This window comes from Megalodesulfovibrio paquesii (genome assembly GCF_054653055.1).
In genome coordinates, this window is the sequence record NZ_BAAIGQ010000001.1 from 118,220 (window position 1) to 139,878 (window position 21,659).

21 protein-coding genes and 4 tRNA genes are annotated in these 21,659 nt (G+C 62.6%); 11 read left to right on the forward strand and 14 right to left on the reverse strand.

Annotated elements, in window-relative coordinates; genetic code table 11:
- The first annotated feature begins 13 nt into the window (after positions 1 to 13).
- Together ACYQ00_RS00550 and ACYQ00_RS00555 are read left to right on the forward strand one after the other, a co-directional pair.
- Positions 14 to 787 carry an SDR family NAD(P)-dependent oxidoreductase gene (locus ACYQ00_RS00550; protein WP_460030285.1) on the forward strand — a complete coding sequence of 258 codons (774 nt, stop codon included), beginning with the start codon at positions 14 to 16 and terminating at the stop codon, positions 785 to 787.
- Between the two features lie 204 nt (positions 788 to 991).
- Positions 992 to 2,044 (forward strand): IS5 family transposase, encoded by a 1,053-nt coding sequence (locus ACYQ00_RS00555; RefSeq protein ID WP_460030286.1) that lies wholly within the window; start codon positions 992 to 994, stop codon positions 2,042 to 2,044.
- 433 nt (positions 2,045 to 2,477) lie between these two features.
- On the opposite strand, the gene ACYQ00_RS00560 is transcribed toward ACYQ00_RS00555, so the two are convergent.
- A complete protein-coding gene (locus tag ACYQ00_RS00560; protein ID WP_460030287.1) occupies positions 2,478 to 3,389 on the reverse strand; it encodes a LysR family transcriptional regulator in 912 nt (303 codons plus the stop codon).
- A 247-nt stretch (positions 3,390 to 3,636) separates the two neighbouring features.
- Between ACYQ00_RS00560 and ACYQ00_RS00565 the strand changes: the two genes are divergently transcribed.
- Positions 3,637 to 4,707 (forward strand): MFS transporter, encoded by a 1,071-nt coding sequence (locus ACYQ00_RS00565; protein WP_460030288.1) that lies wholly within the window; start codon positions 3,637 to 3,639, stop codon positions 4,705 to 4,707.
- Between the two features lie 69 nt (positions 4,708 to 4,776).
- On the opposite strand, the gene ACYQ00_RS00570 is transcribed toward ACYQ00_RS00565, so the two are convergent.
- Together ACYQ00_RS00570 and ACYQ00_RS00575 are read right to left on the reverse strand one after the other, a co-directional pair.
- On the reverse strand, positions 4,777 to 5,829 hold the full coding sequence (locus ACYQ00_RS00570) for an IS5 family transposase (RefSeq protein WP_460030289.1): 1,053 nt from the start codon (positions 5,827 to 5,829) through the stop codon (positions 4,777 to 4,779).
- A gap of 239 nt (positions 5,830 to 6,068) precedes the next feature.
- Entirely contained in the window at positions 6,069 to 6,281 is a 213-nt protein-coding gene (locus tag ACYQ00_RS00575; protein WP_460030290.1) for a transposase, read from the reverse strand.
- Positions 6,282 to 6,320: 39 nt separating this feature from the next.
- Here ACYQ00_RS00575 and ACYQ00_RS00580 point away from each other — a divergent pair, with 39 nt between their 5' ends.
- The 6 genes from ACYQ00_RS00580 to ACYQ00_RS00605 all read left to right on the forward strand — a co-directional run bounded on the left by ACYQ00_RS00580 (position 6,321) and on the right by ACYQ00_RS00605 (position 11,535).
- Positions 6,321 to 6,560, forward strand: a complete 240-nt coding sequence (locus tag ACYQ00_RS00580; protein WP_460030291.1) for a hypothetical protein — start codon at positions 6,321 to 6,323, stop codon at positions 6,558 to 6,560.
- 1 nt (position 6,561) lies between these two features.
- The gene (locus ACYQ00_RS00585) at positions 6,562 to 8,739 is read left to right on the forward strand and encodes a hypothetical protein (RefSeq protein ID WP_460030292.1); all 2,178 of its coding nucleotides are present in this window, start codon (positions 6,562 to 6,564) and stop codon (positions 8,737 to 8,739) included.
- Positions 8,740 to 8,851: 112 nt separating this feature from the next.
- Positions 8,852 to 9,781 (forward strand): tail fiber protein, encoded by a 930-nt coding sequence (locus ACYQ00_RS00590; protein WP_460030293.1) that lies wholly within the window; start codon positions 8,852 to 8,854, stop codon positions 9,779 to 9,781.
- A gap of 175 nt (positions 9,782 to 9,956) precedes the next feature.
- Entirely contained in the window at positions 9,957 to 10,445 is a 489-nt protein-coding gene (locus ACYQ00_RS00595; protein WP_460030294.1) for a hypothetical protein, read from the forward strand.
- A 198-nt stretch (positions 10,446 to 10,643) separates the two neighbouring features.
- Positions 10,644 to 10,814, forward strand: coding sequence for a Com family DNA-binding transcriptional regulator (locus tag ACYQ00_RS00600; protein ID WP_460030295.1), 171 nt, complete (start codon positions 10,644 to 10,646; stop codon positions 10,812 to 10,814).
- Positions 10,798 to 11,535: a DNA-methyltransferase gene (locus ACYQ00_RS00605; protein ID WP_460030296.1), complete on the forward strand. Its 738-nt coding sequence runs from the start codon at positions 10,798 to 10,800 to the stop codon at positions 11,533 to 11,535. Before ACYQ00_RS00600 ends, ACYQ00_RS00605 begins: the two co-directional genes overlap by 17 nt.
- A gap of 151 nt (positions 11,536 to 11,686) precedes the next feature.
- On the opposite strand, the gene ACYQ00_RS00610 is transcribed toward ACYQ00_RS00605, so the two are convergent.
- The 4 genes from ACYQ00_RS00610 to dksA all read right to left on the reverse strand — a co-directional run bounded on the left by ACYQ00_RS00610 (position 11,687) and on the right by dksA (position 15,632).
- Positions 11,687 to 11,763: transfer RNA gene (locus tag ACYQ00_RS00610), tRNA-Pro, on the reverse strand.
- A gap of 116 nt (positions 11,764 to 11,879) precedes the next feature.
- On the reverse strand, positions 11,880 to 13,565 hold the full coding sequence (locus tag ACYQ00_RS00615) for a diguanylate cyclase domain-containing protein (protein ID WP_460030297.1): 1,686 nt from the start codon (positions 13,563 to 13,565) through the stop codon (positions 11,880 to 11,882).
- 63 nt (positions 13,566 to 13,628) lie between these two features.
- Positions 13,629 to 15,206: an NFACT RNA binding domain-containing protein gene (locus ACYQ00_RS00620; protein WP_460030298.1), complete on the reverse strand. Its 1,578-nt coding sequence runs from the start codon at positions 15,204 to 15,206 to the stop codon at positions 13,629 to 13,631.
- A gap of 66 nt (positions 15,207 to 15,272) precedes the next feature.
- Positions 15,273 to 15,632, reverse strand: coding sequence for an RNA polymerase-binding protein DksA (dksA, locus tag ACYQ00_RS00625; protein ID WP_460030299.1), 360 nt, complete (start codon positions 15,630 to 15,632; stop codon positions 15,273 to 15,275).
- A gap of 161 nt (positions 15,633 to 15,793) precedes the next feature.
- On the opposite strand from dksA, the gene ACYQ00_RS00630 reads away from it, so the two are divergent.
- On the forward strand, positions 15,794 to 16,591 hold the full coding sequence (locus tag ACYQ00_RS00630; protein WP_460030300.1) for a sulfite exporter TauE/SafE family protein: 798 nt from the start codon (positions 15,794 to 15,796) through the stop codon (positions 16,589 to 16,591).
- A 172-nt stretch (positions 16,592 to 16,763) separates the two neighbouring features.
- Here ACYQ00_RS00630 and ACYQ00_RS00635 read toward each other — a convergent pair whose 3' ends face one another.
- The 6 genes from ACYQ00_RS00635 to ACYQ00_RS00660 form a co-directional block, all read right to left on the reverse strand.
- On the reverse strand, positions 16,764 to 17,081 hold the full coding sequence (locus tag ACYQ00_RS00635; protein ID WP_460030301.1) for a TusE/DsrC/DsvC family sulfur relay protein: 318 nt from the start codon (positions 17,079 to 17,081) through the stop codon (positions 16,764 to 16,766).
- A gap of 319 nt (positions 17,082 to 17,400) precedes the next feature.
- Positions 17,401 to 19,191 (reverse strand): YcaO-like family protein, encoded by a 1,791-nt coding sequence (locus ACYQ00_RS00640; protein WP_460030302.1) that lies wholly within the window; start codon positions 19,189 to 19,191, stop codon positions 17,401 to 17,403.
- Between the two features lie 23 nt (positions 19,192 to 19,214).
- Positions 19,215 to 19,928 carry a class I SAM-dependent methyltransferase gene (locus ACYQ00_RS00645; protein ID WP_460030303.1) on the reverse strand — a complete coding sequence of 238 codons (714 nt, stop codon included), beginning with the start codon at positions 19,926 to 19,928 and terminating at the stop codon, positions 19,215 to 19,217.
- 91 nt (positions 19,929 to 20,019) lie between these two features.
- Positions 20,020 to 20,094: transfer RNA gene (locus ACYQ00_RS00650), tRNA-Gly, on the reverse strand.
- Between the two features lie 2 nt (positions 20,095 to 20,096).
- Positions 20,097 to 20,171, reverse strand: a tRNA-Cys gene (locus ACYQ00_RS00655).
- Between the two features lie 7 nt (positions 20,172 to 20,178).
- Positions 20,179 to 20,253, reverse strand: a tRNA-Gly gene (locus tag ACYQ00_RS00660).
- 183 nt (positions 20,254 to 20,436) lie between these two features.
- On the opposite strand from ACYQ00_RS00660, the gene ACYQ00_RS00665 reads away from it, so the two are divergent.
- Positions 20,437 to 20,742 carry a hypothetical protein gene (locus tag ACYQ00_RS00665; RefSeq protein ID WP_460030304.1) on the forward strand — a complete coding sequence of 102 codons (306 nt, stop codon included), beginning with the start codon at positions 20,437 to 20,439 and terminating at the stop codon, positions 20,740 to 20,742.
- Between the two features lie 153 nt (positions 20,743 to 20,895).
- Here ACYQ00_RS00665 and ACYQ00_RS00670 read toward each other — a convergent pair whose 3' ends face one another.
- Positions 20,896 to 21,654 carry a Rossmann-like domain-containing protein gene (locus ACYQ00_RS00670; protein ID WP_460030305.1) on the reverse strand — a complete coding sequence of 253 codons (759 nt, stop codon included), beginning with the start codon at positions 21,652 to 21,654 and terminating at the stop codon, positions 20,896 to 20,898.
- Positions 21,655 to 21,659: the final 5 nt, after the last annotated feature.

Genomic DNA, 21,659 nt, shown 5'->3' on the forward strand with positions numbered 1-21,659 from the left:
ATAAGGAGCGACCATGCCCAGGGTTTTCATCACTGGATCATCTACGGGGCTTGGGCTTATGGCCGGCCAGTTGCTTGCCGAGGAAGGCCATCAAGTCGTCCTGCATGCCCGCAATCGGGCCCGGGCCGAGGACGCCCGTCAAGCCATGCCTCGGGTGGAAGCCGTCGTCACGGGAGATCTCACCGAGATTGCCGGCATGCGAAGAGTTGCAGACCAAGCGGCCGGGCTTGGCCGATTTGATGCAATCATCCATAACGCCGGCGTCGGCTACCGCGAACCTCAGCGCATCGTCACTGCCGACGGTCTCTCCCATGTTTTTGCCGTGAATGTCCTGGCCCCGTACGTCCTCACCGCAATGCTCGAAAAACCGGACAGGCTGGTGTACCTTAGTTCGGGCATGCACAGGGGGGCAACTGCCTGTCTGGAGGACCCGGTGTGGGAGAAACGACGCTGGAACGGGGCGGATGCATACGCGGAAAGCAAGCTTTACGACGCCATGATCGCCTTCGCCGTTGCCAGACGATGGCCGTCAACGCTCTCGAACGCCTTGGAACCGGGCTGGGTTCCCACACGCATGGGCGGCCCGGGAGCGCGGGACGACCTGAATCAGGGGTACCGCACCCAAGCGTGGCTAGCCGTCAGCGAAGCTGCGTCGGCTCGAGTCTCAGGCCGTTATTTCTACCATATGCGGCAGATCGACCCAAACCCAGGCGCTATGAACGAGGGGTTACAAGAACAGATTTTGGATATTTGCTTTCAGTACTCAGGAATTGTCCTCTCTGATTGAAGAAAGGCCGGGCATGCCCGGCCTTTCTGGCTACGAACGCAGTTCTCCAGTATTGCTGATGAGGTTGTCGCTCACCGCAACCATAATGGTTGCTTCCTGAACGAGAGTGCTCGCCCCATCGAGACCTCTGCACGGCCACCGCATCTTTTCTCTTCAAATCCAGCATGATATCTGCTATTCTTCCTTCACCCCAAGGAGGAAAACATGGCAGAGCGCAGCCCCAAGGCCCCGTTGCTTGGCGACTACTTCATGGCCCGGCGCAAGACCAAGCGCACCTTCCTGGACGACATTGACGCACTCATCGACTGGCGGCCTATCCGTTCGTTTTTGAACAAGAAACTTGCCCGCAAGGCCGACGCCGTGGGCAACCCCGCCTACCCGGCCCTGGCCATGTTCAAGATTCTGCTCCTGCAACGGTGGTACAATCTCAGCGACCCGGCCACCGAGCAGGCCCTCTACGACCGCCTCTCCTTCATCCGCTTCGTTGGTCTGTCCTTCGAGGGTGACGTCCCCGACGAAACCACCATCTGCAGATTTCGCAACGGCCTGATCAAGTTGAATATTCTCGATAAGCTTCTGGATCGCCTCAACGAGCAGCTCGAAGCCAAGGGCCTGCTCGTCCGCGAAGGGACCGTGGTCGACGCCTCGGTGGTCGAATCTGCCCGCCGCCCGCGCAAAATCATCGACATCCTGCCCGAGGATCGCGCGGAGGAGGCCGAACAGCAACCTGCATCCCCTGCGAAATCAGACTGTTCGGTCAAGGTCAGCTTTTCAGACGATGCCGACGCGGCCTGGCTCAAGAAGGGGCGTCGCTGTCATTACGGCTACAAAATCCACGCCGCCACCGATGCTCGCGACGGCTTCTTCCTCGGCGGCCACGCCACCTCGGCCAACCGGTCAGACATGCGCGAGTTCGAAACGCTGCTCGATGAAATCCATGTTGTTCCAGGGACCTATGTCTATGGCGACAAAGGCTATGCCAGCGGCGCCAATCGCGACGCGCTGCTGGCCCGCGGCCTCAAGGACGCCACCATGGACAAGGCCACCCGCCACGCGCCGCTCACGGCCTATGAGCGACTGCGCAACCGGCTCATCAGCAGCGTGCGCTGCGGCGTGGAGCGGGTGTTCGGGACCTGGAAGCGCGGCTACGGCCTGGCCCGGGCGCGCTATCTGGGCCTGAAAAAGGTCTGCGCCGAGCTGTATCTGGTGGGGATGGCCTTCAATTTGAAGAAAGCCGTGCTGTTGATGCGCACTTGAGGGGCTGGTGCGCCCAAATTTTGGAAGGAATGATGAAAATGAGGGAAAAATGATGAAAGCGATGACAGATTAGACCAAAATCAGAGGCCGAGGGGGCCATTTCCTCGGCGAAGAGTCGTTCGGGTGGTGTTGTGCGGAGGTCTCTAGTTGCAAATACCGCCGGTAACCAGCCTGCCCGCCGATTCTCCTGTTCTCGACTCACCTGCTCCAACGGTGGTTCAATCTTCAGCCACCTCCACGAGCGCCGGTGTATCCTGGCCCCAGTGTTGCGCTCTCAACATATGTCCATATATGAAAGACGCAACACTGGGTCGCCTGCAAGGCGGCCCCGGAGCAGCGTGCTTCGTGAGTCAGCCGAAATCCGCGCATTTTGGCTGACGATTTTCCACGAGAGCTGATGACATTCTTGTCACCTTATTTCGTGGACATCACACTAGGGAGCGGCCTGTCTCCCCAACTCTGTGCAGAAATCCAAAAAGGCTCGGACCTTTGCCGCGGGATGGCGCCGAGAAGGATGCACCGCGTAAAGCGGGAAGATCTCGTCCGGCCAGTCGGGAAAGAGATCGACCAGTGCGCTGCTGGCAAGCCATTGCTCGACTCCGAGTGACATGACTTGCGCCACACCGGCACCGGCAAGGCATGCCTGCAGCATGGTGTTGACATCTGTCAGCAGAAGTTGCCCTTTCGTTTGAACTGGAAGGATCGTGGCCCCACGCTGGAACTCCCATTCAAAAGGTCGGCCCGTCTGCGGATTGCGGAACTGTATGCAGGCATGATTGGCCAGGTCTTGGGGCTTTTGTGGTGTGCCATGCGCCTTGAGATAGGAAGGTGCTGCTACCGTTATAATTCTCGTCTTCAACAAAAGACGGGAAATGAGTGAAGAAGATGGTTGGGGACCGAAACGGACAGCGACATCCATACCGTCTGAAACCAGATCTCCGACATCGTCGCGAGTATGTATCTCTATTTGGAGTTCCGGGTGGCGCGCGGTGAATGCTGACAAATGCGAAGCGAGGACAAGGCCAGAAAAAAAAGGATCAACATTGATCCGCAAGCGACCACGAACCATGTTGGCGGAACCCGAGGCGTCGTTTGCAGCTTCTTCTATGCCTTCCAGGTGCGACACGACGGCTTCGTAAAAGCGCGCCCCTTCATCTGTCAAGTGTACAGCTCTGGTTGTTCTGTCAAACAAGCGGATTCCCAGCCGATTCTCCAGCCGCGATATTGACCGGCTGACCCCAGATGGAGTCAGCCCAAGCAGGTCGCCGGCACCTGCGAACGATCCCCTTTCAACAACGGCAGCCAGCACGCCCACCCCAGACAGAATGCGTCCATCAAAACTCATTGAAACACCCCATGTGTTGTGACTGGTCACATTCCAGGTTCACATGATTTTTTGTCATGAATGATACGACACATGGTCGCTTGAAGCATCAATACCGCTTCTGTATATCAGGGTCAAACTTGAAACAGGAGAGCAGCATGAGCGAAATTATTGCTACACAGCCACACGAGCAAGCTGTACAATCCGTTGCAGTTGCCTGTGAGGGTAAACAGCGTTTTCCACTTGTGGGGGGCTTGCTGTTGTCGCCTTGTCCCTCGGAACCTTTGCTTTTGTCAGCACGGAGCTGATGCCAATCGGCATCCTGCCCCAGCTGGCGGAGGGCATCGGCGTCTCGCTTGGCCAGGCGGGCTTCCTGGTCACGGGATTCGCGGTGCTTGTCGCGATTGCGGCGACCCCGCTCACCGCAGCCACACGGCGCTGGAACCGTAAGTGCTTGATGCTCGGCCTTCTTTTAGCCTGCGCGCTCGGCAACATCCTGACTTGTCTTGCCCAAAACTACGTGACTCTTTTGGCTGGTCGCCTCATCGTGGCGGCGGCAATCGGCATTTTCTGGTCGACGGCCGCCAGCATAGCGGTACGGATCGTGCCCGAAAAGCACGCCGTGCGTGCGACTTCAGCAGTCTACGGTGGGCTTGCGTTTGCTTCCGTGCTTGGCATTCCCGCGGGTACTTTTTTGGGAAGTTACTCAGGTTGGCGGATTGTCTTTGTCGCGCTCGCGATTCTTGCCTTCGCGGTGTTCATCAAAATGTGGCTGACACTGCCCAGCCTGGCAGCGGGGCACGAGGGTAAACACAGCACGGTTGCCGAAGCCTGGCGGGAACGTCAGCTGCGCGCAGCGGTTTATGTAACAGCACTTATCATGATGTCTAATTTCCTCGCATTTACGTATATCGCTCCCTTCCTTGAGCAGGTCAGCGGCTTTGATAGCCGGTGGATTGGCGGCCTGTTACTTGCTTATGGTGTAGCGGGATTGTTTGGTAATTTTGGCATTGCCCCGATTATGGCGCACGGATACCGGCCAACACTGTTCACGACGATGATTGTATTGATCGGCAGTCTTGCGGTGTTAACCTTTGCTGGAACAAGCCAGTCACTAGTCATCACGCTTCTTCTGCTCTGGGGAGCCGCATACACGGCCTTGCCGGTGCTGATGCAGACATGGGTATTCAAGGCGGCAGCGCACCTGAATGGGCCAGAAGCTTCTTCATCTATGTATGTTGCTGCCTATAACGGGGCAATCGCCGAGACCTCTGCACAACACCACCCGAACGACTCTTCGCCGAGGAAATGGCCCTCTCGGCCTCTGATTTTGGTCTAATCTGTCATCGTTTTCATCATTTTTCCCTCATTTTCATCATTCCTTCCAAATTTTGGACGCACCAGCCCCTCAAGTGCCCATCAACCGCACGGCTTTCTTCAAATTGAAGGCCATTCCCACCAGATACAGCTCGGCGCAGACCTTTTTCAGGCCCAGATAGCGCGCCCGGGCCAGGCCGTAGCCGCGTTTCCAGGTCCCGAACACCCGCTCCACGCCGCAGCGCACGCTGCTGATGAGCCGGTTGCGCAATCGTTCATAGGCCGTGAGCGGCGCGTGGCGGGTGGCCTTGTCCATGGTGGCGTCCTTGAGGCCGCGGGCCAGCAGCGCGTCGCGGTTGGCGCCGCTGGAATACCCCTTGTCGCCATAGACATAGGTCCCTGGAATAACATGGATTTCATCGAGCAGCGTTTCGAACTCGCGCATGTCTGACCGGTTGGCCGAGGTGGCGTGGCCGCCGAGGAAGAAGCCGTCGCGAGCATCGGTGGCGGCGTGGATTTTGTAGCCGTAATGACAGCGACGCCCCTTCTTGAGCCAGGCCGCGTCGGCATCGTCTGAAAAGCTGACCTTGACCGAACAGTCTGATTTCGCAGGGGATGCAGGTTGCTGTTCGGCCTCCTCCGCGCGATCCTCGGGCAGGATGTCGATGATTTTGCGCGGGCGGCGGGCAGATTCGACCACCGAGGCGTCGACCACGGTCCCCTCACGCACGAGCAGGCCCTTGGCTTCGAGCTGCTCGTTGAGGCGATCCAGAAGCTTATCGAGAATATTCAACTTGATCAGGCCGTTGCGAAATCGGCAGATGGTGGTTTCGTCGGGGACGTCACCCTCGAAGGACAGACCAACGAAGCGGATGAAGGAGAGGCGGTCGTAGAGGGCCTGCTCGGTGGCCGGGTCGCTGAGATTGTACCACCGTTGCAGGAGCAGAATCTTGAACATGGCCAGGGCCGGGTAGGCGGGGTTGCCCACGGCGTCGGCCTTGCGGGTAAGTTTCTTGTTCAAAAACGAACGGATAGGCCGCCAGTCGATGAGGGCGTCAATGTCGTCCAGGAAGGTGCGCTTGGTCTTGCGCCGGGCCATGAAGTAATCGCCAAGCAACGGGGCCTTGGGGCTGCGCTCTGCCATGTTATCCTCCTTGGGGTGAAGGAAGAATAGCAGATATCATGCTGGATTTGAAGAGAAAATATGCGGTGGCCGTGCAGAGGTCTCATCGCCGCTGGAGCCCTGGCCGGGGGGGTGATTGTCGATCACGTCGGACCGTGGTCGATAATGCCAATCTCCGCCGCCATCGGAATACCCGCCTTGCTGATCGCATTGAAACATGCCCCGAGGTGTTGACCTGCCGGCTTTCTTCGGACCACAGATTACTTGAGAGTGGCACTCCGGTTTTGGCCTGCCGCGGCTGTTTCCTTGTAGGCCGTCGGGGGCATGTTGCCCAGGCTGGAGTGGGGGCGCACGGTGTTGTAGTGCACGCCGTGCCTGCTGGCGAGCTCAGCCAGGGTGTGCTCGCCAGACAGGGCCTCCAACGCGACCCGCGCCTTGAACTCAGCCGTGAACCGTCTTCTCCTCTTGGACATGCAAGCCCTCCTGGGGCGAGTTTATGTCCACCTTAGTGTGTGGTCCAGTTTTCCGGGGCCACTTCTGCCTTTGTGGGCCGCCATTTTTCCGGCCGGCGCTTCCTGGCCGGGCTGGACGCGCAGGGCTGGATTGACCGCATGCGCCGCGTGGGCCGCGAGGCCGTGCGCCTCTCGGACAAAATTGACGTCCGTATCACCAACCGCCGCACCGTGACCTGCAGCGCCAGCCTCAAGGCCGGCGCGACGGTGGTGGGCGAGCGACAACTGGAGGTTGTCTAACATGCCATCCCGATTCGTTGTCTTCCGGGACCGCCAGGAGTTCCAGGCCGCAGACCTCAACAACGCCCAGACCTTCATGGATGAGATGCACCAGCATCTGGTCATGGACGCCATCACCGCCGAGCGCATGTTCGTCGGGCTGACCGTTTCCAAGAAGAGCGCCACGGAGCTGGACATGGCCGCCGGCCGCCTCTGGGACGGCCAGGCCGGCATCATCTACCGCAAGGATCAGGCCGAGACCATCAGCATTTTTAGCCACCTGCCCCTGCAGGATTCCCGCTGGCTGACCCTCTCCGTGATTGGCCAGGAGGTGGAAACCGACCTGCAGCCGCGGGATTTCCTCATCGATCTGCAAAGCGGCCAGACCGAGCCCAGCGTGGTGGCCATGGAGCGCGCCCGGACCATCGCCGTGCTGGTCACGCCGGGCCTGGAGTCCACGGACCCGCAGCAGCCCGTGGCCCCCACGGGGTACACCGAGGTGGCCGCCGTGCTGCTCTCTGTCTCGGGCATCCAGGACGTGCGCATTGCGGACAATACCCGGCTCATGCGCCTCTTCGACGTCTGGCAATCGACCCTGGCCAATGCCGCCTGGATTGCCGAGGCCGGCCCCAAGCTGGCCGCCATCATGAGCGACCTGGCCGCCCTGGCCGCCCTGATCAAGAGCCAGTCCACCAGCCCCCTGCTGGCCCAACTGGCCGCCGAAGTGGCCGTGATCCGGGACAAGCTGGCCCTGCCGGCCACGTTCATGGAGTACGAGGCCGACAATTTCCTGGTCAAGGACGAATCCGACACCACCAATCCCGAGTTCCACGCCCTGGTGCAGATGGGGGCGCGTTTCCCCTGGGCCGGGGAGACCGAGATGCAGCTGGCCCCCTTCAACCCCAACGATACCGGCATCAAATCCCACAACGGCCTGATCCTGCCGGCCTACGAGGTGGTGCCCCGCGTGCAGCTCACGGGCCAATCCGGCAGCCTGGCGCTCAGCCAGTACCAGTTCCAGACCGTGACCACCCGCCAGTGCACCCGCACCCGGCGGCGCATCGAGTACTCGCCCACCTGGCAGAGCTGCACCAATGGCCAGTACTGGGCCGAGGTGGACCAGGCGCGGGTGGTGGAGGAAGTCTTTGAAGGCTCGGTGCCCGCGGGGGTCACGTTGGGCGATGCCACCTACATGGAGGCCTGGGGCGCGGGCGGCAGCCCGGGCCATGAGCTGACCCAGGGCCGGCAGGTCTGGGTGCACACCTGGCAGGAGCAGTACACGGTCATCGATTCGGTGACCGAGAGCGTCAATGGCAGCACCAATGCCCAGACCTTCCTTAATTCGTCCAACGGCTGGCTGACCGGCGTGGGGCTGACCTTCACGGCCAAGGCCGCGAGCGGCCCGGTCTACCTCTATCTGATGGATACGCTTAACGGCCTGCCCAACCACCACCGGACCATCGGCCGGGCCGTGGTCCAGCCCGAGGCCATCAAGCTCGGCAGCGAGACGCGCTTCGAGTTCGCCGAACCCGTGTATCTCCAGAACGGCCGGCGCTACGCCCTGGTGCTGGTCACCGGCGGCAACCATTACGTGGCCCTGGTCTCGGGCACCCAGTACAGTCAGGGGACCTTGTTTTACAGCACCGACGGCGAATACTTCCAGGGCGACTTCACCAAGGATCTGATGTTCTCCTTGTATTATGCACAGTTCAAGAACCCGCGCACGGTGCTGGACCTGACCCCGGTCTCCCTGTCCGACGGCATCGCCGTGATCTCGCTCTTGCACGAGGCCATCGTGCCCGACGCCACGGACCTGACCCTGGAATACCAGGCCAGCGGCAGCGCCGAATGGGTGCGCCTGGTGGACGGCACCACCGACGGCCTCTTGGGCCTGCCGGCCATGTGCCGCCTGCGGGCCGTGTTCAATGGCTCCTCCGACGTCATGCCGGCCTTGGGCTGCTCCGGCAGCAAGCTCAGGGCCAGGCGCGCCGGGACCTCCTTCCGGCACATTTCCACCGAACGGGCGCTGACCCAACCCAGCGCGGAAATCCAGGTCATCCTGCGTCTGGAAGGTTGGGACGCGGCCAGGCACACCTGCGAGGTCAAACTGCGCAGTGGCGCGGAAACCTACACCGGCACGGTGCAGGATCAGGCCCTGGACGCCACCACCCATCCGCCGCACCGTGACCTTCACCCCTAACGCCCCGGCGGGCATCGCCTCCTACAAGATCCAGATCGAAGGCACCACCACCACGCCCCTGAGCTGCTTCCACGTGGCCCAGCGCATGGACGTGGCGCTGTAGGAGGCCACGATGACGCTGGACCTGGAAAAATTCGTCTTCATCGACGGCAAGACGCCCCTCAGTGCCGAGGAGCTGAACCGGCGCTTTTACAGCCTGGTCCGCCGGCTCCACGACCTGGAACAGCTCAAGGTGGACTGGGAGGCCGCCGTGGCCGAGCTGCAAAACGCCGGCCTGGAACGCATCAACTCCGCCGTCATCCCCCTGGTGGACGATCTGGCCGCGGACCTGGACGCCCTCATCGAGGTGGGCAACGCCAACCTGGAGGCCTGGAACGGCACCGTGACCGATTCCCTGGCCGCCTGGGGCGCGACTGTGGACGCCAGGCTGGCCGAGGTGGACGCCGCCCAGGCCCAGCTGACGGCGGACCTGGCCGCAGCCACCGCCCAGGCCCAGGCCGACGTGGCCGCCTGCGTGGACCAGGCCCGGCAGGACGTGGCCGCCGCCGTCACCACCGCGCTTGCCACAACAGAGGCCGCCGCCGCGGCCCTGGCCGCCATCCTGCCCGCTGGCGCGGTGCTGGCCTTCGCCATGCCCGCCGCCCCGGCCGGCTGGCTCAAGTGCAACGGCGCGGCCGTCAGTCGCACCACCTACGCCGCCCTGTTCGCGGCCCTGGGCACCACCTTCGGCGCGGGCGACGGCTCCACCACCTTCAACCTGCCCGACCTGCGCGGCGAGTTCGTCCGCGGTCTCGACGACGGCCGCGGCGTGGACGCCTCCCGCACGCTGGGCAGCGCCCAGGCCCATGCGCTGCAGAACCACGTGCATAGCAGCCAGACGTTTTGTTTTAACACTCTGGGCTATAACGGTGGCCCAAACGGGCTGCTCATGGGCACCGGCGGCAGCTACGGCACGTACAACACCGGCAACATCGCCACCGGCAATGCCGCCACTGAAACCCGCCCCCGCAACGTCGCATTGTTGTTTTGTGTGAAATACTGAGGAAGCGGCGCAGGAAGAGAAGAAACGGCAGAAGAAGGATAATCGGGGGAACACTGTCCCCCCGAACCCCCCGGATAGGGGGGGAAGGAAAGGCAAGTGTTGTACGTGAACCCATAGTTGGAAGGGGTTTGGGGAAACTCAGTTTCCCCAATCTCTCTTCTTCAAGGAGCCTCTTATGATCGTCTACCAACTGGACGCCGCCGGCTGCTACCTCGGCAAGGCCGTGGCCGACGAATCGCCCCTGGAGCCTGGCGTATGGCTCATCCCGGCCGGCTGCGTGGCAACGCCCCCGCCGGCCATCCCCGAAGGCCAGCGGGCGCGCTGGGCGGCCGGGGAGGCCGGGGAGAATGGGGAGGCCGGAGAGAACGGCGGGGCCTGGATCCTGGAAGCCATTCCGGAGCCGGAGCCAGAGCCCGAAACGACCGCCCCAGCACCCGCAGACCGCTCGCGCATCCTGACGCGCGTGGAATTCATCCGCCGTCTGTCGCCCCAGGAATGGGCCACGGCCAAGACGAGCAGCGTCCCGGAGGTGATGTATTTCACCGACTTGGTGCTGGCAGCAGCGGAGATTGACTTGGACGACGCCCAAACCCAGGCGGGACTGCAGGTGGCCGTGCAAGCCGGTGTGCTGACCGAAGCAAGGGCCGCGCAGGTGCTGGCATGATGCGAGGCGTGTTAGGGGCGTTAGCAGGGAGTTAACGCCCCAAAAACGGAGGCGCAGGCGGGGTGGTCGCACACCCCACCGGCCCGGTGCGCAAACACCGGACCACGGCTTCAAACCGCTGCGCCATGAGAGCCCGGAGTGGCAACCCCAGGGCCGCATGGACGTAGCAGGATCAAGCCAAACCCACAACCAGGACACATGCAGGACATACGATGCGGATGCTGTAACAAATTGCTGGCCAAGGGCGAGGCCCTGAACCTCGCCATCAAATGCCCCCGCTGTGGGGCCATGAATCACGTGCGGGCCGCGAGCCCCAGCCCCGAGGCCCGAGAGGCCCACCAGGGGACATCACGTGAGCATTCAATTTGACCTCGGAACCGTGTATCAGGGCGACGCGCTGGCCGTGCTGCGCACCTTGCCAGACTCCTTCGTAGACGCCCTGGTCACGGACCCGCCGTACTCAAGCGGCGGCCTGCATGCCTCGACCCGGTGCGCCGATCCGGCCAAGAAATACCAAACCACCGGCACCAAGCGCAGCTACCCGCCCATGCTGGGGGATTGCAAGGACCAGCGCAGCTTCATCACCTGGGCCACGCTCTGGCTCTCCGAGTGCTGGCGGCTGCTCAGGCCCGGCGCGCCGGCCCTGGTCTTCAGCGACTGGCGGCAGCTCCCGGCCATGACCGACGCCGTGCAGGCTACAGGCTTCGAGTGGCGCGGCGTGGTGGTCTGGCACAAGCCCAGCGCCCGCCCCATGCTGGGCAGCTTCCGGCGCGACGCGGAATTCATCGTGCACGCCGCCAAGCCCCCGGCCAAAACCTTCAACCGCACCTGCCACCCCGGCGTCCTGCGCCACGCCGTGGACACCTCACGCAAGGTGCACCTCACGGGCAAGCCCGTGGCCCTGCTCAAGGACCTCCTGGCCGTGACGCCCGAAGGCGGCACCGTCCTGGACCCCTTCCTGGGCGGCGGTACCACGGCCCTGGCCTGCATCGAGACCGGCAGGCAGTTCGTGGGCGTGGAGCTGTCACCAGAGTACGCGGCCCTGGCGGCAGACCGCATTAGACAGGCGGAAGAGGGGATGAACGGATAAGCGGCGAATTCTCAAACTAACTTACGCAAATTCTCAAAGTAAGTTGCGCGTTCTATTCTGTGAGCTCAAATCCAAAGGTGCTTGTAGTGCAAATCTGTAGTGCGCAAAAAACCAAGGGCTTGCGATTTTCACCGCAAGCCCTTGAAATTTCTGGTCGGGATGAGAGGATTTGAACCTCCGACCCCCTGAACCCCATTCAGGTGCGCTCCCAAGCTGCGCTACATCCCGACGCGAGAAAACGTGTCTATCCCCGGGGGCGGGGAGAGTCAAGCAAAAATCGAGTCGCGCTGTAAAAAACTCTTTTTTCTTGCCAGACACCCTCACGAGAGCCTGCAACGGGCGGGTCACCGGCTCATGGATTCCCGGGCTGCGACCTGCGCTGCGGCTGGCTCGTGCAGTTTGAGGCGGTTCTTTCCGGCGAGTTTGGCGGTGTACAGGGCGGCGTCCGCAAAGTGCACCACTTCGGCAGCGTGCGGTGAGTGCGCCGGAAAAAAAGACGCCCCCATGCTGCACCCCACGTGCACCGGGGTATCCTTGATGTGCAGTGGCAGGTTGACTGCCCGGAGGATACGGTCCGCCAGGGTGTTCGTCTCGGCCTCGGCCTGCGTGTACTCCACGGTGGAGAGGATGACAAATTCATCCCCGCCAAGGCGGTACACGGTGTCTCCCGTGCGCAGGCTTCCCTGAAGGCGGATGGCGATCGCCTGCAGTACCAGGTCGCCCGCATCGTGGCCCAGGGTGTCATTGACGTGCTTGAAGCCGTCCAAATCCAGAAACAGGATGGCCTGGAGTTGGTTGCGGCGCGGGGGCTGGCTCTGGAGGCGGGCAATGCGGTCCTCAAAGGCCCGGCGGTTGGGCAGGCGCGTCAGCTTGTCTTCAAAGGCCAGAGACATCATGTCGTCGCGCTCGGCCCTGGTGGAGGTCAGGTTGCTCAGCATTTCCTGCAGGGCGGCGTACAGCTCCTCAATTTCCCGGATGCCGGCGTATGGCGGAAACACCACCGCCACCCCGCGCCTGAGGCGCCGGGCCACTTCCACCAAGCCGCTCAACGGCCGCGTGACCCACCGCGCCGATGCCGCGCCCAGAGCGGCTACCAGGCCCGCGAAAAACAGCCCGATCCCCAGGATGACATACTCCATCCGCGCCACGTGCGAATAGGCCTGTACCAGGGGCTGCCGGGCCAGCACCGTCCAACCCAGCCCGGCGTAGGAAAGGTGCCCGTCTGCCAGGGCCGCGCCGGTGAGGTACTGCCCGCCATCGGGCCATTGCTGAATCGTCCATTGCCGGCCACTGGAGGCATTGGCCTGCAGGATGGGAAAATCAAGCCGGTGCCCCATGCTCTCTTTGGGTCCCAGAATCACGGTGCCATCACTGGCGACAACGAAGAGCTCGATCTGATCATCCCGCGCGTTTTGAAAAATGGATTTGTCGATCTCGTTGACCCAGCTCCAGCTCAAATGCGTGGCCAGGACGCCGATGGTGCGGTTTGCCTCGTCCTGGATGGGCATGGCGATGTCCACAAACTTCATGGCCTCGCCCGTGGGGTTGGGCAGCAGATTGGCCAGCAGCACGGCATCATGCACGTCGCCCACAAACAGGCCGTCCAGAGCCTCGTGGAACACGGGGCGGCTGGCGATGCTCTGCCCCTTGAGGATATTGTTTGATGAAACGAGCACCCTGCCCTGCATATCCAGAACGCCAATCCAGGCATACGCCGGGATGGCGGCATGCAGCTGCTGGATGATGGTTTCCAGCTCATCCAGATCTGTCAGTTCCTGGAACACTTCCAGCCGGGACAGGACTTCGATTTCCTTGGCCCTGGACCACATGTCGCGGTCCAGCTTGTCGGCATAGGCATAGGATTGTTCGGCCAGATACCGGCCCACATCGTCCTTGACCTGCGACGTGGCAATGTGACTCACGATGAGCAGAAGCAGCCCGGCGCACAGGGACACCAGCGAGACGGAGATGGCGACAAGCAGAGCCCGGAGGCTAAGCGACGGAAGGGTGGGCAACGGGGTGCGGGCCATGGCTTCTCCCAGTGGCGGAGGCCCGCCGGCGGCGGGTTGGTGGTAAGGAGGCTTGAGAACGCCCTATCCGGCTTGCAGAATCGACTCAAGCCCTTGCTCAATTCTTACCTGCACCGTCTCCACCATTTTGTCCACATGCACCATGCCCGGCGGCCCTCCCTTGACCGGACGGACGTCCCTGGCCAGGGCCAGCATCACCCGTCCCTTGCCCTCCCCGGCCTGCCAGCTGCGCAAGGCGGCGAGGATGGCGGCTTCCTCGATGGTCCGGCGGGGCACCTCCTGGCCGGCGTGGTCACGCTTAATGAGCACATGGCTGCCGGGCCCATCGGCGGCGTGCAGCCAATAGTCAAAAGGATTGGCCTCGCGGGTGACCAGGGCGTGGTTGGCCCTGGCATTTTTTCCTTGCAAAATGCGGAACCCATCCGAGGAACGGAACACCCTGAAGCCGCCGGCATCCACCTTTTGTTGCGCTTTGCGGCCGCGTCTGGCCGGTGGCTCCGGGGCAGCGGCGGGCCTGGGCGAGGTTGCCGGCAGTTCGCCGGTGGCCAAAATCTGGGCGCGTTCCGCCTCCAGTGTGGCCCGGCGCAGGGTGGCGATTTCCAGCCCCCGCTCCGCCTTGGCGGCCTGACGGAAGCGGCGGGCCATGTTCTCGGCAATGGTCAGCCGCGGGTCCAGGGTCAGCAGGCGCTCCACCCCGTCTGCATCCTGCAGCTTGAGCACCTTGCATTTGTCCTGACTGTTCAGCGCAAACAGATTGGCCTGCAGCAACAGCGCTTCGTCCCGCTGGGCCAGCAATCCTTCCAGGCGGCGTTCTTCCTGTTCAAGGGATTTGAGATTGCGCGTGAGCCGCTTGCGGCGGGCGTTGGCGGCGTCAGTCTCGGATTTGTGCTGCGCGGTGACCACCGCCGGCAACACCGAGAGCCGACCGCCCTCGGCCGCAGCCTCGGCAGCCGAGGTGAACACCTGCGGCGGTGTTTCCGCGGTGGGGTCGGCCCAGACGAAGGGGCCTGCAGCATCATATAAATAGAAGGCCCCACAGCCGCCAGTCTGGACAGTGGCATACACCGGCGCCGCCACCTCCTCCGGCAAGGCCAGCAGCATCCGGCGCAAGGGTGGCGATATCTGCGGAAAGGTGCGCCAGATGTCCGGCTCGTGCAGCACGTCTGCCAGGGAGGGCCAGAGCGGCTCCCTGCCCCAGGCCGGCATTGCAGCAGGGGGGACAAAGCCGGATTGGGGCGGAATGGTCCACTGCTCCGGCGGTTCCTGCGGATCGAGCATCAGAAAGATGCCGTGCCGCAGGTCAAGGACACACCAACCCTCGCCGGCATCCGGGCCCAGCCGGATGGCCAGGGACCGGTTTGGCCAGTCGGCCAGAAATTCCATGCACCGCCGCCCCTGCAGCTGCCGGCGCAACCACATGACCAGGGCCGAGGGCGAGGGGGGATTTGGCGGCGTGGCCACGGAGGGAAACAGCCATGGCTCCCGCCGGCCCACCCGGAGCACCAGCGAGGACGCCAGCCCCCCGCGATCGAAGGCCAGCACAAACACACCGTCCGCAGGTCCGAACACCTTGCGGATGAGCGCGCCGTGAAACAGGTCGGGCAGGCCCCGGATCAGGCAACGAAAAAAACTGGCATCCATGATTGTCGCAACGCTCCTTCATCACGGAAGGCCGCGCGGCCAGGGAAGCCAGCAGAAGCCAGGCAACTACTCGCCGCGCAGGCGCTCCTCGGTTTCCTGCTTGCTTTTGCAGTGGATGCACAGGGTGGTCACGGGCCGGGCCTTGAGCCTGGGCACGCCGATGTCCTCCCCGCATTCCTCGCAAACGCCGAACTCGCCATCCTCGATGCGCTGAATCGCTTCTTGAATCTTCTTGATAAGATAGCGCTCACGCTCGCGCAGGCGGAGGGTGAAGGTCCGATCCGATTCCACGGTGGCGCGGTCAGCCGGATCAGCAAACACTTCCACCTCGTTCATGTCTTCCAAGGTGGCTTCCCCCTTGGATTGGGCCTCCTCAAGCATGTTCTGGAGAAGATTCCGGAAGTACTCAATATCTTTCGGGTCCATGTACACACTCCAATTGCAGCCTGGAAAGAATCGGTGTTCATAGCCCAATTCGAGTACAAAAGTAAAGCCTCGCCCCGAGGGGGCAACCGTCGCGAGTTCTTGACGATCTCCGCAGCACAAGATAGCCCCGGTGCGTGGGCCAAACTGCAAGGAGTTACCTCGTGTTCGAACTCATCATCATGTACGTCATTGTCGGTGCGCTGGCGGGTTTGCTGGCAGGCTTGTTCGGAATTGGCGGCGGGCTGGTCATTGTCCCCATGCTGCTGTTTTGCTTTGCGCGGCAGGGTATTCCAAATGATGTGATCATGCAGATTGCCCTGGCCACGTCCATGGCCAGCATCTGTTTCACCTCGGTTTCCAGCTTTCGGGCACACCATCGCCGCGGCGCCGTGGACTGGAACATCGTCAAAGGCATTGCCGGCGGCGTGTTGTTGGGCACCTTTCTGGGGTCTTTCGTGGCCTCTGCCCTGCCCACCGCAACGCTGAAAGTATTCTTTGTCATTTTCCTGTACTATGTGGCCACGCAAATGCTGCTGGGCAAGCAGCCCAAGGCCACCCGGGAAATTCCGGGCCTTGGCAAGCTCCTGGGCGCAGGCGGAGTGATTGGCGTGGTATCTGCCCTGGTGGGCATCGGCGGCGGCACCCTCTCCGTGCCGTTCATGGTCTGGCACAACGTGCCCCTGCACCGGGCCATTGGCACCTCTGCGGCCATTGGCTTCCCCATCGCCGTGGCCGGCACGCTGGGCTACATTGTGAACGGCGCCGGCGTGGAGGCGCGTCCGGACTATTCCCTGGGCTACATCTACCTGCCGGCCTTGCTGGGCATTGTCATCGTCAGCGTCATCACCGCTCCCTGGGGCGTAAAACTGGCGCACAGCCTGCCCGTGGGCAAGCTCAAGAAGGCCTTTGCCATCCTGCTGTATGTGGTGGGCACGCGCATGCTGATCAATGCCCTGTAACCGTATTGTGCACAGGCAACAGCTACGCACTCAGGCGAGAGGGACGGGAGGGAACGCATGTTCCCTCCCGTTTTTGTTGGAAGCCGGCTCGTTTGTTGTATTGTTCAAGAGCCATAAAAAAAGCCGGGTGCTTCTTGCGAAGCACCCGGCTTTGAATCGGATCCGGTATGACCTAGACGCAGCCGGTGGGCTTGGGCAGGCCAGCCATTTTGCAGGCGCCCTTGCCGGGGCCGGAGGGGAACAGTTCGTAGATCTGCTTCAGCTTGAAGCCGGTGACCTTGGAGAGGATGCGCACCATGGGGGCGATGCCGTTCTTCTTGTAGTAGTCCTGCAGGAAGTCGATGACCTTCTGGTGGTCGTCGGTCAGTTCCTTGATGCCTTCGGACTCCTTCACGTAGTCAACCCACTCGGGGCTCCAGTCTTCAAAGCGCTGCAAGAAGCCGTCTTCATCCACTTCAAAAGACTTGCCGGCGTATTCGACAGTAGCCATGTAGGGTCCTCCTTAGGGACGCTGGAATGGTTGGGAGACGACGCCGCCACGATACAACCAGGGTGACGTCATGCTGCCACGACACTTGTATGGTCTGGCCCCAGTACCGGGACCAAGAACACAACGGAAAGAGCATCAGGGACTTCATCAAGATGATGCGGGAATTCCCCCTGCCCCTGCGACGCAACGCAGTCCCATTGATAATTTCACGGAACCGCCCTGCAGTCATGCGTATTTACTGGGAGCACCCTGCAGTTGTCAACGAATTTGTGAGAGCACGGACTAGATCAGCCAATCGACGCAATATTATGCGGTTCCATTACCTGGAAGCGCTTTCAAGCTCCTGAAGTGCCCTGGCGGCAAAGTCCAATCCGGCATCCAGGGCCACCGCCGCCCGGAGCAGCTCGCAGGCTTCTTCCTGCAATCCCAGGTGTTTTTTACACAAACCCAGATTGGCCAGATCAATGGCCGAGCCCTTGTCCAGGCGCAGGGCCGCTTCGAAATCCGTCGCCGCACTCTCGTACCGCCCCTGCTTGAAGTGGCAGACACCGCGCAGGTTGAAATACTCTTTCACCTCGTCCGTCAGCCCCAGGGCCCGATCCAGGCAGGGCACGGCGCCGGACCAGTCCTCCAGCAGCGTCCAGACGTAGCCTTGGTAAAACGCCGCCAGGGCCTGGGCTTCCTCGTCGGGCTGCAGAGGCTCGGCCTCCTCAAAGCAGCCTGCCGCAGCCAGGAACTCCCCTTCCCGCAAATGGAACAACCCTTGAAAAAAGGGCACAAAGTGCGCGTCCGGATAGGCTTGCTCCAGCAGTGCCAGCCCCTCGCGGGCCTCATCAGCCGGGGCCTCCTCGGCCAGCTGCCGGCCAATGAACATCCCCACGCTGGCATGCCGGTCGCGTTCGCGGAAGGCCATGCCGGGCACGATGTTGTAATGCGCCGGCAGCCCCAGCCCGGGCAGGGTCAGGTCCACACTCAGACATTGCCAGCCCTGGGCGTTCAGGCCTTGCACCAGGGTGCGCAGTTCCTCGCCCATGTCATTGCTGCGGATGTCCGGCAGGCTCTTGAGCGGCGCCACGGGGCCCTGACGCAGCCAGGCCAGTTCGTCCCAGCTGGCAGGCTTGTGCAGGCCCGAGGCCTCGTAGCAGGCGCCGGTGATGAAATCCCCGGCCAGCTGGGCCACTTCCGTCAGCGCGCGCACCGCGGCCTTGGCTGGCGAAGTGGCCGTGCCAGCAGTGAAGACCACTTCGGACAGCTGCGGAAAGGTTTCGGGATCCCAGGCCGCCGCCCCCACTGTGGGCACGGGCAGGCCCATGGAGAAATCCTTCAGCAGAATCTCGATGCCATTGTCCGCAAATTTCCGCAGCAGTTCTGCCAAAACAGGATCCTCACCACTGGCCGGATCGCTCATATCAATGGTCGGCAGGGTCGTGGGGCGTTCACGGTCCACCAGGCAGCAGACATGCCGCTCCACCAGTTCGCACAGGCCCTGGAGGATGGATTCTTCCGGGGTGTTGCCGGCCGAGGTGCCATTGAATTCACCCAGTCGTCGGAACCAGGACAGAGGCACGAGCACGTCCTCGCCCGTGACCAGATCCGTGGCCGTGCCGAACTGCATGTCTACCAAATCCAAAAGCGCCAGCACGGCAGCTTCATCGCCGAACCGTTCCAGGGGCTCGCCCACACTGGCCAGCACCTGCGCGATGGGCAGGGCCTTGCCATGCGCGGGCGTCTGGCCCGGCAGGGTGCCGGCCAGGGCCTGGCTGTACCGCCCGACGAGCAGGTTGGCCGGATCGTCCCAGTAGCTGAAAAAGCTGTAGCGCTCCACCAGCTCCATCAGGGCGGAAGCCTGGGCCTGCTCCGGCGAGGAGCCTTTGCCCATCTGCTTTCTGGTGGGCATGACGTCCTTGGCCGCCGCACCGCAGACGCTCAGGTACACGGGAATGCCCAGTCGGCCCACGTCAATGCGTTTGAGTTCCTGCAAAATGGCCTTGCCTTCCAGCAGCCCCAGCACGCGGGCCACGGTTTCGGCGGGTGGCACGGCCTTGTCCAGATCCTTGGAAACGCCCTTGGGCGAGGCACCGATGCGGATATGTTTGATGGAGCTCGTCATGCCGGCCTCCTTGGGAAAGACTATTAGGCAATCACCTTGCGGGGGGTGCAGCGATACAGGGCCACCAGCCGCTTGTCCTCGACCTTTTCCCCGGCCTTGGCGCCCACCACCTGCTGCTGGATGTGGAAGTCCGCTTCCAGATGATTGAGGAGTTTCCTGACGTTACGGCTGTAATTGAAGGCCAGGATGCACTGGGACGTGGCCCTGGGTGCGAGCTTGCGCGCCAGGCGCTTGGCCAGGCCGCGCTGGGAGCCGTCGTCCAGGTCCGGCTCCACGGCAAGGATGAGGTCATAGCGGTCGGGCATGGCGTCAAAGCTGCCATCCAGGGGCAGCACGCGGGCCGTGTCGGCCAGCCCGTTTTTCAGCACCCCGGCCTGCAGAAAGCCCAGGGCCTGTGGGTGCGCGTCCGCCAGATCCGTCTTCAGCCCCCGCGCCGCAGCAGCCATGCCGCACAGGCCGATGCCTGCGCCCAGCTCCAGCACCCGCGCCTCTTCCGGCAGCGGCATGCGCTTGACCAGAAAGCCCAGCATCACCGCCGCGGGCCAGAGCTTGGCAAAGAGCGGCAGATCCCCGGGCTGCACGCCGGGCTGTTCCAGCATGCGGTCCAGATAGGCGGACAAATCGGCAATCTGCAGCACCTGCAGGGTCAGTCCATCCAGGGTCACAGGTTCAAAGGCCACGGTGTAGGCCCGGCCCAGCTCGGCAAGCAGGACGTCGAGGTCAGTGGTCTGATGCATGGGCAGATTTCCTACCTGGTTAATCTGAAACTCAAAAGGGCATAAAAAAAGGCAGCCGGTCTTTTGGACCGGCTGCGCACGCTTCAGGGAGTGGAGCGGGAGACGGGATTTGAACCCGCGACTTCAACCTTGGCAAGGTTGCACTCTACCACTGAGTTACTCCCGCCCTGGAGGCGGCATCCGGATTTGAACCGGAGGATGGAGGTTTTGCAGACCTCTGCCTTACCACTTGGCTATGCCGCCTTTCTGCTGGAGCGGGAGACGGGATTTGAACCCGCGACTTCAACCTTGGCAAGGTTGCACTCTACCACTGAGTTACTCCCGCGTGCAGAGAAAGTGGGTCTACAGAGATCAGCCTCATCTGTCAAGCAGACGGTTTCATTTTTCTAAAATTTCTTTTCCGCCCCTCGTCACCCTCATCATTTTATGCCATGCTGCCGATAAGCACTGATGAGCGGAGAACCGCCAGTTCCGGCCATCCATCCACCCACTTTCCAAGGAGGCGCTCATGTCCATCAGTTCTCTTGGCGGCGCCAGCTCCGCCACCGTGTGGGACCAGCAAAGCTTCGGTGCAGGTGTGGTATCCAAGACGCTGGACTATATGAACAATCAAGGTTCGTCCAGCACCTTCGCGCCCGTGGACAAGCAGACCTTCGGCGCGGCCGTGGTCTCCAAGACCCTGGATTACATGAACGCCCCCTCGTTTGGCTCAGGCGGGGGCATGGATTCCATGTCCCAGAGCTACTCCTTCAACAAGGATGTGCTCGGGTCTTACGCCACCGGCATCGGCGCCCTGGCCAACATCACGGTGTAGCCCGCTCTTCCCACTGCCGGGGGCATGTGCGCGGAGGCATCCCCCGGCCTTGTGGATGTGAAAAGACTCCCCCCGGCGGCCCGAGGACGCGCCGCCGGGAGCGAAAGAGACCTTGCGCGCTTGCCGGGGCGCCCGCGCCCTCTCGAAAAGCCCCTACCCCCGGCCCTCCCAGGCCAGATGCACCACGCCCGGCAGGCTGCGGAAGCAGCTGCCACGGGTCACGGCGTCCAGTGTCTCCCGAGGCGTGCACACGGCGGCACCAGCCAGCACATCAATGCCACAGTCGAACAAGGACGGCGCAAAGGGGGTGGACGGGCCCAACAGGATTACCTTGCAGCCCGGAGGCACCAGTTCCAGCAGTTCCCCCAGCGTCCCATTCAGCAGGGATGTACCGGTGATAACCGCCACATCCACCTCCGGAAGAATCGCCGCAGCTGCCTGCCCGTCCCGATTGTCCACATCTCCGGGGCGCGGCTTGCGCTCCAGCACCTGAAAACTGGCGAACTCCCCGGCCATGCGCTCCACAAACGGAAAATGTCCCACCACGGCCACGCGCATGCCAGCCCCCAGACGGTGCATCACCTCCTGGCCCTTCTGCTCCAGGGCTGCGGGTGGTGTGGACAAGCTGGCGTTAACGGCCGCCAGGCCCCAGCTGGCCGCATGACTGGTCACCGCCTCGCCCGAAAGCAAGGCCTGCCCCAACTCCCGGCAGGACTCCCCGGCAGGAGGCGGCGTGCAGGGCCAGCCCTGTACCTCTGGCGCAATGGCGCCCAGACCGGCATGCTCGGCCAGAATCCCCACCATCTGCCCATGCCCCATGGCCGCACAGGCGCTGCGCTGGACAAAGACCTCGGGAACCGCATGCAAATCCGTGCGGATGGCCTCAAGAATCTGGCGATGTCGAGTGTTCATGCACT

Coding starts and splice junctions, on each gene's coding strand:
- dksA (WP_460030299.1), bottom strand. CDS start 15,632: ATGGACCCGAAAGATATTGAGTACTTCCGGAATCTTCTCCAGAACATG.
- ACYQ00_RS00620 (WP_460030298.1), bottom strand. CDS start 15,206: ATGGATGCCAGTTTTTTTCGTTGCCTGATCCGGGGCCTGCCCGACCTG.
- ACYQ00_RS00585 (WP_460030292.1), top strand. CDS start 6,562: ATGCCATCCCGATTCGTTGTCTTCCGGGACCGCCAGGAGTTCCAGGCC.
- ACYQ00_RS00635 (WP_460030301.1), bottom strand. CDS start 17,081: ATGGCTACTGTCGAATACGCCGGCAAGTCTTTTGAAGTGGATGAAGAC.
- ACYQ00_RS00560 (WP_460030287.1), bottom strand. CDS start 3,389: ATGAGTTTTGATGGACGCATTCTGTCTGGGGTGGGCGTGCTGGCTGCC.
- ACYQ00_RS00555 (WP_460030286.1), top strand. CDS start 992: ATGGCAGAGCGCAGCCCCAAGGCCCCGTTGCTTGGCGACTACTTCATG.
- ACYQ00_RS00595 (WP_460030294.1), top strand. CDS start 9,957: ATGATCGTCTACCAACTGGACGCCGCCGGCTGCTACCTCGGCAAGGCC.
- ACYQ00_RS00615 (WP_460030297.1), bottom strand. CDS start 13,565: ATGGCCCGCACCCCGTTGCCCACCCTTCCGTCGCTTAGCCTCCGGGCT.
- ACYQ00_RS00575 (WP_460030290.1), bottom strand. CDS start 6,281: ATGTCCAAGAGGAGAAGACGGTTCACGGCTGAGTTCAAGGCGCGGGTC.
- ACYQ00_RS00640 (WP_460030302.1), bottom strand. CDS start 19,191: ATGACGAGCTCCATCAAACATATCCGCATCGGTGCCTCGCCCAAGGGC.
- ACYQ00_RS00550 (WP_460030285.1), top strand. CDS start 14: ATGCCCAGGGTTTTCATCACTGGATCATCTACGGGGCTTGGGCTTATG.
- ACYQ00_RS00665 (WP_460030304.1), top strand. CDS start 20,437: ATGTCCATCAGTTCTCTTGGCGGCGCCAGCTCCGCCACCGTGTGGGAC.
- ACYQ00_RS00645 (WP_460030303.1), bottom strand. CDS start 19,928: ATGCATCAGACCACTGACCTCGACGTCCTGCTTGCCGAGCTGGGCCGG.
- ACYQ00_RS00670 (WP_460030305.1), bottom strand. CDS start 21,654: ATGAACACTCGACATCGCCAGATTCTTGAGGCCATCCGCACGGATTTG.
- ACYQ00_RS00600 (WP_460030295.1), top strand. CDS start 10,644: ATGCAGGACATACGATGCGGATGCTGTAACAAATTGCTGGCCAAGGGC.
- ACYQ00_RS00590 (WP_460030293.1), top strand. CDS start 8,852: ATGACGCTGGACCTGGAAAAATTCGTCTTCATCGACGGCAAGACGCCC.
- ACYQ00_RS00570 (WP_460030289.1), bottom strand. CDS start 5,829: ATGGCAGAGCGCAGCCCCAAGGCCCCGTTGCTTGGCGATTACTTCATG.